We start from the raw sequence: 13,223 nt of genomic DNA on the forward strand, positions 1-13,223 counted from the left end.
GGTTAATCATCCCCACTGCTTTTGATGCTGAAGTTAAATTTCGTCAGTTTGTTCGGTGTGATTCGGCGTACTTTCGGGTTCTCACTGATGACCTTCATGCCGGTTGGTAGCGAGTCTGTGTCCACTTTGACCAAGAACTGCTTACCTTTCTTATTCAACACCCACTGATCTGGAACGTGGTATCGACCATATTGGTCTGTCTCGATGATGATGCCTTCGACGGTCAACAATCGAACGCCTGGAATACCATCTTCATAAAGCCCTTTGTTCTCTACGATGATTTCCCACAGGTACGCATCCCCATCACGGTAGAGGTTTCTTACTACATCGAGATTCTCTGCGGACAGACCTTTTTTCTTATCTCCTTTGTGCTTGGTTATCGCATTACCTTGCTTGTCGAACTCGATGTGCGTGCCGTTATCCGTGGTCACCTTGAAAGGGAAGCCTTGGCGAGTTCGAGTTTTGAATTGGAATGCCACTTTGTTGCTGTGTTCAAGCGTGCGGTTACGAGATAAACCATACAATTCATCCACTTCGTAGCCTTTATCAACACTCGACATCACCACCTCTTGACCTTTCCGCTTCACCTTCTCGTCTTTCAACTGAGTCTCCACGCCATCTTGAGTGATGAAAGTAGAATTCGGAATGTAGTCACCTTCGGCCAGGTCGACATCAATGTAGATATCATCTGCTGTTGCATCTGCTTGGAAGCCATCACCATTGTGGTCTTCGAAAACCTTACCGATGATGGAAGCGGTATCGAAGACTTTGTCTGGCATCACTTCTACTGTTGCACTCGCTAGGTTCGATTTCACAACATAATTGGTCGTCGTGTTTTGTGCAGAGAAGCTTTCTGCTGGCGGTGCTTCAGCCCATGCCGTGTTGGTGTAGACGCCGAATGTTGCGCCCACGCTAACGCGCATTAAGTAACGAATACGAATTGCATCTGCAGTTTTCGAATCACCTTTGCCGTAGATGTTCATATCACCTACTTCAAAAAACAATTGGTTGGTCTTCGTTGGCTCGACAGTAATCTGAACATCATCTGAGGTATCGAATACGCCGTCAGGACCGCTGTTCACCATCTCAGTCGAATCTGGGATATAAGCAAAACCACCTGGATAACGGTCCACCAAACGAACGCCCGTAAATGGGTTGTCGTTTTCGTTGGTGATCGTCACTTCGTATTCTACAACTTCACCTACGCTTGCTTCAGACTTACTCGCCACCTTGGTTACCGTAAGCATGCCTTCGTTATAAGCTTGCTTCTTGACCTTGATGGTAACGTTAGCCGAAGCCGTTTCACCCGTTGATGCAGCTGCGGTGAAGACGTTAGTGAAGTTGTCATCGATGCCTTGGTTAATTTCACCCGTCACCACGATTTCATACTCATTGCCTTGGTACGCTTTCATGGTGTGGTTGGAATCCACATTGCTGTCAGAATCGACGGAAACTACAACACCCGACTTAAGTTCAGTGATCGTCGCCTTCCATGTTGTGAACAGCGCATTACCGTTGTTACCAATCAGCTTGTCGATCTCATCCAACAGATTAACGCTTTCCGCATCCGCAGAACCTCGGTTCGTCGCGGTCATCGTGAAGGTAATTTCATCGTCGTCGTTGGTGTATTCCGCTTTATCCGCCACCTTAGTCACGGATAGGATGATTGGCAGTGGCTTGATGGTTGCAAAGTCATCCGCCAGTACATCACTTTCTGACTTGTCGTAGGCATACGCGTGGTTGGTAATTTCACCCATCGCATCGCTATTCACCACACCAGTGATTTCAATTTCCAACGTATCGTTTGGCGCAAGGATCACGCGGCTATTAACGTCAATATTGTCGCCTTGAATTTGAGGTAAAACGATAGTGCGTTCATCACTGTAAGAACTGGTCATACTCCAAGAGGTAAACGCCGTCGCTTCTGTGTCGTTGATGGTGTTCACTTTCAACTCTGACACTAAGTCTTTAAGCACAATCTCTTCAGTAAATGAACCTGATTCATTGCTCAATACCACGTGGTAAGTCACGTTTTCACCCGGACGATAGAACTCGTCATCCACGGTTTTCTCTAGCTTGACCGACTCTGGCATTGCTAAGAGTGTCGCTGCAGCCTCTTGAGTGTCACCTCGGAAAGTAGCGCTTGCTGTGTTTTTAATCTCACCCGTCGCGTATTGATTCACGAGACCAGTAATCACGAATTCCACTTCATCATTAGCAGCAATCGTCAGCGTCGAATCAATGTCAGCATTCACAGCTGGAATATTGGTGATATCTGTCTCTGGGTTGCTCTTGTTAACGTCGATACGCCAAGAGTCGAAGGCTTCCACTGTCGTACCATCCAAGCGCACGACTTTAAGATCGCTGATGATGTCTTTTACATCCACGCCTGTTGCTGAAACAGTACCCTCGTTCTTCACCTTAACGCGGAATGTCGCTTCAGTGCCTGGTACGTAGTACTCCGTATCTGCGGTTTTCTCGATTGAGATGCCTTGTGACTGTGGTTGAATGGTCGCGCTCGACCGTTGCATGGTGCCATTCAAGTCTGCGATAGCAGTATTCGTAATTTCACTCGCAGCTAACGGGTTGGTTTTCACGGTAATCGTGAATTCAACAATGTCGTGTGGCGCAATATCAATAACAGAGCGAATGTCTTGGTTATCGACAGGCATCGGTGTGATGGTAGTTCGACTGTCACTGTTGGTGGTCTCAATCGTCCAACTCTCAAACGCACGTTCATTTACACCGTAGATGTTGGTCGCCTTAATGCCCGACAAGATATCGTCGAGTTCAATATCGTTATCAAAACCATCGGTACCGTTATAGACACGAACATGGAATACGGCTTCTTCGCCCGGAATGTAGATTGGTGATTCAGCCGTTTTTTCTATCCACACTTCTTCCGGCAAGGTTTCTAACGTTGCCGTGGCATCTGAAGTTGCGCCACCAAACTCGACGGTTGCGGTATTAACAATGTTTGCAACCGCACTGCTGTTTACTGTGCCAGTAATCGCAAACTCAACCGTATCCCCTGGGGCGATATCGAGGTTTGTAGAGATATCACCATTTGGCCCTGGAGTAGTGTCGATGTTAGTTCGAGGGTCCCCTTTCGTCGTCACAATCGTCCAGTCATTAAACGCAGGCTCCATCGCACCGCCAGAGGTTTCGACTTCGAGAGAAGAAATGATGTCTTCAACTTTGACATCAGCGGCGAAGCCCGAACCATTGTTAGTTACTTTGACACGGAAGGTCGAGAACTCGCCCGGCTGGTAATAACGCTCATCGGTGGTTTTCTCCAGTACGATATCACCGGGACGTGGCTTCAACGTCGCTGTTGCCGTCACGTCTTTACTGTTGTGGTTCAATATCGCTTGGTTAACGATGTCGCCCGTCGCTTCAGCGTTGACTAAACCAATAACGTAGAGGGTGATGGTGTCATTCGGTGCAAGGTCAATGTTGTAATCAATGTCCTTATCCACAACCAATGAGTTCGCATCTACAGTGGTCAGCGAACTGCCCTTGACATATTGAACGGCCCATTGCAGGAATGCCTGATTGGTAGAACCATCAATAGTCGTGACTGTTAGTGTACCAATTTCATCTTTTAAATTGATGTCGTTCGCGTAACTATTCCCTTCATTAACGATCTTTAATATGTAACCTGCCGCTTGGTTAGGACTGTAAAACTCAACCATCGGCTCTTTGGTAAAGGTCAAATCTGGAATCTTAGCGGTACTGGTCGCTTCTGCGGTCTTCGTTGTGCCGTTATAAGTCACTTCGACTTGGTTAATAACCTCGCCCACCACTTCTGGATCAAGTTCAGCTTCGACAGTAATTGTCACAATATCATTTGGACCAATATCTAAATTGCCATCCAAAAACTCACCGGTTGACGATGGGAGCTTGGTTTCACCCGTTTGCGAAGAAGCATTAAAGAAGATGGTACCAGTTTCAAATGCTTTCACATTGGTACCAGTAATACTGGTCGCGATAATGTCGTTCACCAAATCTTTGATCGCAACATCGCTTGCCCAGTTCGCCGTCGTGTTTTCGATTTTGATGGTGTAAGTCAGTGTATCGCCTGATTCGTATTGGCTCTTATCTACCGTTTTTTCAACAGTCAGGTCAGCGGTCGCAGCCACATAAGTTGCGTTTGCAGACTGAATACCACTTGAGTCGCTCACTTCAACCACGTTAGTAATATCGCCAACAAGGTCATCTTTTACGACACCTTCCACGTGAAGCTTCACGGTATGATCTGGGTGGATGTTATAACGAATTTGATAACCGCTATCACCCGTAACCTCGGAACCAGAAATCGGCTTACTTAAATCAGGGTCAGTACCTTCAACACTCACAACTTGAGCACTAGACCAAGAATCAAACGCACGCACAGGCAGTGATGCGCCTGCTTTTTCAGCACGAATCGTTTTCCACAGGTCTGAAATCAATACATCGGTTGCATAACCATCGCCGATGTTTTTCACTTCTATGTCATAACCGATGGTATCACCAGGGTGGTAAATAGCCGCCGGACTTGTCGTGACTTTGGATACCTCTAACTCACCAGGTTGTGGATAGATGAACTTTTCACGTAAGTTGTATGTTTTCGTATCTACACTTACGTTGTTAGTAAATTTACCTACCGCATCATTGCGAACTACACCTTCAATCTGAATTTGAACTAAAGAGTACACATCACCAGTTTTAGCGCCCAGTTCAATGTTATTGCTTATTGTAGGGCTTGAGGTACCTTCCAGCGCGTCTAACTCATCAATGTTTGTTGCACCATTACCATCACTGAGGATTTCTGCGTTTATAGTCCAAGAATCCAATGCAGGTTGTTGCGTACCGTCTGCAGTTTCAACTGTGTAACTACCAATTAAATCTTCAACGGCGACTATTTGGTTACTCGTTGTTTCGTTTCGGATCAAGATTTCATACTTAACCGTTGAACCCGGCTTGTACGTTGGGGTGCTTGTAGATTTTTGAGCAATTATGTCTGAATCACCCTGCTCAAGTCTGACCTCATTAGTATTAACACCATTGATCGATGCAACGTTGGCGATGTCGTCAAGTGCATCAAAAGCAACCGTACCATTTAATTCGAAAACGACTTCATCGCCGGGCATTAAGTCAAATGTCGCATCAAGAGGAACATTTCCCTCGTATTGACCAGCGATTGAGAAACGTGAAGCGTCTGGGGCAGACACGATAGCAGAGCTATAGTCAGAAAACGCTAATGTGGGAGTTACCGCTTCCGTATAGATTTCATTTAACTTATCGATAATCGCAACGTCATTGGCAATACTCTCACCTTCGTTTTTCACAGTAATACGATACTGTACTTGACCACTAGGGTTATAGTGACACCCAACCCCATCATCAGAAGGGAAAGTACAAATATTAGTATCCGATGTCGTATTGAAGACCTGTTTACTAAACGAAAGGACAGGAACTACAGGCGGAATCACATCGGTAGTGTCGCTTTGATTGCCTGCTTTACCTGTATTGCCATCGATATCACCCAGGGCATCAGGGCGGATCTTACCTTTCACCGAAAACTCAATGACTTCCTCTGGCGCAATGTCTACCAAAAGGTCTAAATCGTCGGTGGCATCGTAAGATTCAATGTAGGTATCTTGTGTTCCCGTCGTACCTGTCGAGGTAAAGACATGAGAGATATTCGTCTCTGAAAATGCAGATTTCGTCGTACCACCGATCACTTCAACACGAACATTAGACACGATATCTTGGATAACCGTTTGGTCACGCCATACTGGTTCCGTATTGGTGACCGTAAATTTGTAGATGACTTCATCTTCAGGTTTGTAAGTGTCACCCGAGACATAGGATTTACCGTCGATAGAGACAATTTCTTTGCTCACCGACAGATTGCTGTCTTCTGGTGTTACTTTCGCTGAGCTAAAGTTGCTACCATTGTATTTTGGCTTCACAACAATCTGATCAAGAGCATCCTGACGAATCTGTGACTCCATCACAAAGTCAATCCAACCGCCCGGAGCAATCGAGAGTGTTGATATATCGATGTCAGAACTCGGACCACCGGTATAGCCATCAATAAGCGTCGTCGCTTCACCTGATGTCGTTACGGTGACCGTCCACCCATATTGATCAAAAGCAGGCAGAGTCTGTGAATCTGACTCTCCAGCCGCATTTTGCGCGACTCGAACTTTTACTTTAGAGAACAGCTCTTGTAGAGACTTGTTGTATTCCAAGCCTTTACCGTTATTTTCAACTCGTAAGTGGTAAACGATTTTCTCACCATCAGTGGTATGGTTGTAAGTCGTTTTGTGCGTAGCCAATGTTGTGTCTGTGTAAGCTTTGTGCGTCTTTGAGATATTCGCAGGCAACATGTCCACAGGTTCTGATGGTAAGTTATGACTATTATCAACAACTGCTACGTTAAGGATTTGACCGACTGCTTGCTCACTGATCTTTGCTTTTATCGTATACGTTACGAAGGTTCCACCAGTCGCGAATCCGCTTGCTGCTAAGTCGAATTTAGTATCAATATCCCTGTTGTTACTAACAGAGCCCGCATTGCTGATGCCACTAGTGTCAACACTACTTACAATAGTCCAAGAATCAAACGCTCGACCTTTACCACCAACAAAGTAATCCGTTTGAATACTGCTGATTTCATCTTTGATTGGCATCTGATTGATGTGAACATTATTTAAGTTCTTCAACGAAATTTCATATTCGATATAACCGCCTGGCGTGTAGCCACCAGTCAATTCGGTAGAACCATCTTGATCATAAAGTTTGACGACGTGTTTAGAGAAATCGTACTTCTCGGCAGACGCTTTAGTCTCCGCACTGACCGTGTCGCCATCAACCGTCAATAAGTTAAGAATGTTGCCAACTGCATTGTCATTAACTTTCGCAGTAACCTTGTATTCAATCTTGGTACCTGCAGGAATCGAAGCATGGGTATCAATATCAGCGTTATCTGCGATTGTACCGTCTAGATCAAAAATGGCCTCAGAACTGCCACTCACAATACTTGGAACAACAGTCCAACCAGCATCAAACGCTTGATCCGTTGTGCCATCAACAAGTTCAACATCAATCGTAGAAAGCCTATCGATAACAGGAATGTTATACGCGTTACCGTTACCATCGTTTTCGATAGTTAGCCGATAAACCAGCGGTTGACCCGGCTCATAGCTCGATTGGTCAACAGTTTTGCTAAACGAAAGGTGGTAGCTATTTGGGATAACGGTAATACCGCCAATTGTGATAGTGCCTGTCGCATCTTCACGCACCACACCTTCTACTTCGAACGTTACAGAGTCACCACCGGCAACATCGATCGTTGTTAGGATATCTTTATTATCTTCAACCGTGCCATCTAATGTACCGTCAGTCGTTCCATCGCCACCATTCGCGTCATCTTTAGAAACATCCACGGTAAAACCAGCGTCGAATGGTGTTGCTAACGAACCATCAAGCAACTGAGTTGCTACCCCAGTAATATTCTCATTAACACCATGGTCGTTGACATAACCTGTTTGTGAAGAAACCGTAACTTGATAGGTAAGAGTGTCACCCGGTGAATAGAAACGTGACTCTACGCCATTAACGAGCAGCTTTCGTACGACATCTCCACCATTGTATGCACGCTCCATTTCGTGGTGAGAAAGGTGCGATTCTTCCGTTACAGAGCCAAAATCGCGATAGACATACGCATCGTTTTCAATCTTGTCGTTCAAGTTACCCATTGAATCCTGAGAACCAACCACATTGTCTTCGACTCGCGCTTTGATCTTGAAAGTTCGCAACTCTCCCGGAGCAAGTGTCATTGTATTTGACGCATCACCCGGAGGATAAATAAAGTCGTCCTTGGTTTGAGATTGGAAGCCGGCCCCATCATCGTAATCAAACTGCCAATACTTGAATGGGGGCTGATCTGGGTAGTTTTCATATTGGTTGTCTTTGTCGTTCGCTAAAACAGCTCGAATATCAGTAAGCAAATCAACAACTTTTAAACCTGTTTCTATGTTTGCACCATTGTTCAATACCCGAATTTCATAGGTAACATCATCACCTGGAACAAAACGAACTTTGTCAGCGGTTTTCAGAATCGAAACATTCAACTTTTCACTTGAAGTGCCACCGATTTCCGCAGAAGAGGATTGATTCAGGTTCGTCGATGGATCATAGATTTCCGCCGTATTCGAGATCTCATCTTCAACGTAATCGTCTTTTACCTTTCCGCGAATGTTATAGACAACATAACCTTCTACGCCATTCACTTTAGGGTCGATATCGATGCGCGTATTGATATTGCCATTATCAGGGTAATTCGACTTAGACCCTGCATAACTACCTGTTTTAAAAGGTGTATCATTGGAATCCGTGGTAGAGGTAATTTCCCATTCTGAGAAAGCATTCAAACCAATAATATCATCGGTAACACGCACTTCATTGGCATAGCCAGCCCCCGTATTAACAATAGTAACTTTAAAGTTTACCCACTGACCTGGAATAAACTCGTCATCCGGTGTCGTTTTAGCCACAATAACCTTCGGGTCATGAGGGTAAACAATAACCGTATCGGAAGCTGAAGATTGCACCGTTGAGTCTGGGGTTTTAATTTCTACAGTATTGTCAAATCGAGAGTAAATAATCTCACTTTCATTTGAACGATCGATTTGTGCCACGATGGTGTAAACAACTTCAACGTTGGGTGGGATTTGTGCCGTTGTATCTAGATCCGTATTCGACGCAAAGGTACCCACGTCGGTATAAGCGGGATTGCCATCTAATTGAGGGTCATCCGAAATAATTTCTGCACTTATTGTCCAAGACGTGAAGACTTGCTTGGATGTCGTGTCGGGCTCCAGTATGCTCGCGGAAATAGACGATAAAGTGTCCTTCACAGCAACATTTGTTGCGTAGCCGTTTTCCTTCGCATTTTTTAAACTGATTTGATAAGTGACTTCAGTATCGAGCTTAGAGTAAGCCGTCTGTTCATCATGGAAACCAGAATCTGTGTTAGTTTTTACTCGCTTATTAAGCTCAATCGCAAAATCACGAGGGTCTGAACCTCGATCTGCATATACCGATCCATCGACAGTCACTTCATTCGAGATATGGCCATTTGCGAGAGGATTCGTATCCGCAACAATGGTGTACTCGATATAAGAGTGAGGTTGAAGGGTCGCAATAACATTTAAATTGTCAGGATACTTTACTTCTCCGGTAATACCAGTATTTGATGCCGTTGCTGGTGTTCCATCGTCTTTGAATGCTTCTGCGGTTATCGTCCAATCCGAATAAGCATTGATTTCTTTGCCGTTAATATCCGTTGTTTTTACTGAGTTAAGGTCATCTAGAACCTGCACTTGGTTTGCAAAGCCATCACCGTCGTTGGTCACTGTAATGGTGTAAGTCAGTGTTTGACCTGAAGAGTAAAAACGGCTGTCTACATCTTTACTCGCTCGTAAGTTGTCGTCCGGTGTTTGTACACCAGATCCTTCTTCTGTGACGTTATCGTTAGAGCAACTCGGATCGTCATCAAGGATCAAACCTGTGCTTGTATCATTGGTTTTTGCTGTCAGTTTGTACTTAATGGTTTTACCAGGAGCAATGTCTGGCGTAAGGGAGATTGGGCTAGATGACCAAGAGCCATAACCGAAGGAGCCCGGATCCGAACCAATCGAATCTTCACCAGAAATGACTTCTACTTTCCATTCTTCGAATGCTTGACCTTCACCAGCTCCACCAGCTTGTTCTGTCATGACACAAGTTAGATTGTCTTGTACTAACAGGTTGTTTGCGAAGTACTTTGAAGATCCATTCGTAACGGTAATTTCGTACTCGATTTCACCGCCTGGCACATACTCAGAGGCCGACGTGGTCTTTGAGATAGAGATATCAGAGTCCGTCACGCTCAGCACTTTTTCAGCGTCAACCGTGTCTGAAATGCTGGCACTTTCGACTAGTGAACCAGATTCATCAGTTACTGAGGCAGTAAAGCCTTGCAAAGTGCCAATCGTGATTGGGGTTAAAGTCGCTTTAATTTGATAGGTGATCGACTCTCTTGGATAGATCGAAACTGTATCGTCAAAATCAACATCCGTTTTTGAACTGCCTTGGTAGTCGGAAAGTGAGTTACTGCCGATACTTGAAACCGTGATATCCCAAGTGCTGAAAGGGTTCCCATCGACATCGGTGTTGTTGTAAGAAGGAGATAAATCGTTAGCTAACCCATTGCGGCTAACTAAATCTTTAATGTTCTGTTTTACATGGTAATTATGAGCAATCGCACCACCGTTGTTGCTCACCTTCAATTCAAAATTAACTTCACCATTAATGAGATACGGCGATGTCGAGTTCAGCGTATGTTCAAGTTCAACGTCAGGGTCAGCAGGAGGAGTAGATAACGCGTTACTGTCGACCGTTCCTGCACGAGTCGTTGAGCTTGCTTGGGTATCAATATCGGACACTAAATCTGTTGCAACCGTAGCTTCAACGGTGTAAGTAATGTAACCACCAACAGAAATCTCTGCATCTACCACAGATAAATCGCCCGTTGTCGCAAAGGTACCAGCCTTACTACCCGATGATGCGACAGCACTAATGCTAACGTTGCTAAATGCATCACCAGTCGAGCCATCGATCTTTTGCCCAGTTAGAGACGCAAAGTTTTGCTCAATGTCTAATCCTTTAACCGCATAGCTACCGTTGTTGGTTGCCTTTAAAGAGTAAGTCAGTGTGCCGCCAACGTTGTATTCTGACGGACTAACAGAAGCTTCAAGAATGTAATCGTATTCGGCTGGCGTAAAAGTAATGGTAGTCGAGTTCGTAAAGGTGGTTTCTGTGCCGGAAACCGTTCCTTTTACCTCAGTGTTGCCAAGAACAATGTTTTCAGCGGCATCATCAGCAACCGTTGCTTCGATTTGATAAGTAATGCGTCCTAGTGGTAATAAATTCGCACCTGTAACGTTAAGGTTGCTATTGCTCGAAGAATAAGTTCCTGCATTCGTTCCTAAGGTATGAGTATCAGTAATATTGATACTACTGAATGCCTTATTCGAGCCAGACATCACATCCCAAATCGCATTCGTCACAGTGACATCACTGATCGTACTGATCGTCGTGTTCCGAACCTCAATGGAGTAAGTAATCACCTCTCCATTTTCATAAGTCGCGTCCAAGGTAGGAGTGAAAGATATTTCGATCTCCCCCGCCGCCATCGCTTTGGCAGATGCAAGGAGAGTCAGCAGGAATATAACTAAATAACGTTGAACAATTGGCACAATACTTTTCCGACTTATATCAAATATTAATTATTCGTAGATTTATGACTAAGCGAACATTAATGTCAAAAATCAAGCGCCGAGATATTGGCTATTGAATTTTTCACTTTGTCACGTTTCTGTCATTTTTAATTTGGTATCAGTTAAAACTTTGGGGCTATCAGCTTCGGTTCAGATTTGAGACAGATTCAAGCTTGGCAGAGGTAATAAACTCTCCAAACGTTTCGCACCAAACAATGACGGTCGTATAGTCATCTAAAGGCAGATCGGCAGGAAGATTGACCATAAAGCGATCAAATGTGTTCACGTCACCCACTTGAATCATTTGTGACTTCAATCGTTCAAACTCAACTTCGGTTTCAACAAATGTTGGTGAGAGATAAAGCTTATAATCTGGCCCAGGCGCAAGTTTACCTTCGAAGGCTAGCGTGTCTTCTGTTAGCCAAATTTTTCCCTCTCCCCAATGCAAAAAATCACTGTCAGCTCGATTACGGTCAAATGAGCCTTGATAGAGCACGCCTTCAGAGGAGTTAGAGATAACAGAAACATCCGGAGAAGCCGGTTGTATAAGAATTGGTAGTGCGTAAATTCCACCAGCAAAACCAGCCAAAACACATAATGTGTGGCTCACAAGCAATAAAGTCCATTTCATAGTTATATACCTAGCTTTAGCGAATACGACGTCAATAATAAATTTAGTCCATAAATTCAGCCAAATCAGGGTATTACCTAAAAATAGGAACTTTCCTATATATTTTTCAGGTCAAAGTCACAATTATCGTTATTATATTGCGGTTTTTGATACTCAAATCGAACAATTGTCATTCAAGCAAGTGCAACTTATGGAATCAAAAGGTGGTATTCATCTGTGATGGGTAAGAAAGTTTTGTTTTGAACAGAGTATTAAGGGAAGGAAAGTGATGAGGTTAAAAAGCGCAAGCGGGGCTGCATAAAAAGCCGACCTTTTCAATACACTAAGTGACTAAAGTCGGCTGTGTTTTTATTTACTGTTTAGGTTGAATAGTGGGTTGCTCTATCGCTCCTTCTTTGAACACAATGAAGGCTCGGCGGTTAAGGGCATTAGCCTCTTTGGAACGTTCATTAACAACCGGTTGTAGCTCACCAAACGATTTCACTTCCCATAAGAATTGCGATGGATCGATTTTGGTTTTCAGATACTTCACCACTTCTCTTGCTCGTCGCTGCGCCAACTTCTCGTTGTAAGACAGTGAACCAATTTGGTCGGTATGACCCGCGACCAGAATACTGCCCTGCAAGCCCTGCAGCTTATCAGTGAAACTGTCCAACTTCGACAAATCTTCTGGCTTTAGTTTGGACTTGTCGAAATCGAAGTGCGGTGTCATTGCCATGTAGATTTTGCGATCCGGTTTTGGTGGCTCACAAAATGGCATTTCTTCATATTTTTGCGCTTCTTCGAACACCACAAAAGCACGGCGGTTTTCAGCACGATCCTGATCGGTTTTACCTAGCGCTAATGGTTGCGTTTCACCAAAATACTTCACTTCCCAGTCATAATGGTCTGGGTTGAGTTTTTCTTTCAGGAAGCTCTCCACTGATTGAGCGCGGCGCAGTGACAAGGCTTCGTTGTATTCCTGTGAGCCTTTGTAATCGGTATGACCAACAATGGTAATTCGACCGCTTAAGCCTTCGATTTCATGCACGAAGGCATTCAAACTCGTCGCATCTACGTCTCGAATGTTGTACTTATCAAAAGCAAAGTGCTCTGCCACAGCAATGTGAATTTCTCGCTCTGGCGCTAAACATTCGCTGATTAAGAATTTCGATACGTCCAAGTCCGTAAACTTGTCTCGGTTCTCTTGGCTTACGTAAGTATCGGTAGCGCAACCAGCAACAAGCAGCGTGCCGACTACCCCACCAAGAAGACGAAGGGTTGTTTTCATAAATTCCTCT

At 44.5% G+C, this 13,223-nt stretch carries 3 protein-coding genes; all 3 read right to left on the reverse strand.

Annotated elements, in window-relative coordinates:
• Positions 1 to 2: 2 nt before the first annotated feature.
• Entirely contained in the window at positions 3 to 11,078 is an 11,076-nt protein-coding gene (locus C1S74_RS24875; protein WP_045398934.1) for a DUF11 domain-containing protein, read from the reverse strand.
• Between the two features lie 373 nt (positions 11,079 to 11,451).
• Positions 11,452 to 11,943 carry a DM13 domain-containing protein gene (locus tag C1S74_RS24880; RefSeq protein ID WP_045398629.1) on the reverse strand — a complete coding sequence of 164 codons (492 nt, stop codon included), beginning with the start codon at positions 11,941 to 11,943 and terminating at the stop codon, positions 11,452 to 11,454.
• 352 nt (positions 11,944 to 12,295) lie between these two features.
• Positions 12,296 to 13,213: an OmpA family protein gene (locus C1S74_RS24885; RefSeq protein ID WP_045398630.1), complete on the reverse strand. Its 918-nt coding sequence runs from the start codon at positions 13,211 to 13,213 to the stop codon at positions 12,296 to 12,298.
• Positions 13,214 to 13,223 lie beyond the last annotated feature (10 nt).

This window comes from Vibrio hyugaensis, from assembly GCF_002906655.1.
GTDB lineage: Bacteria > Pseudomonadota > Gammaproteobacteria > Enterobacterales > Vibrionaceae > Vibrio > Vibrio hyugaensis.

Bases quoted from the DNA above. Each gene is read 5' to 3' on its own strand.
- C1S74_RS24875 (WP_045398934.1), bottom strand. From the start codon at position 11,078: ATGTCTGGCTCGAATAAGGCATTCAGTAGTATCAATATTACTGATACT.
- C1S74_RS24880 (WP_045398629.1), bottom strand. From the start codon at position 11,943: ATGAAATGGACTTTATTGCTTGTGAGCCACACATTATGTGTTTTGGCT.
- C1S74_RS24885 (WP_045398630.1), bottom strand. From the start codon at position 13,213: ATGAAAACAACCCTTCGTCTTCTTGGTGGGGTAGTCGGCACGCTGCTT.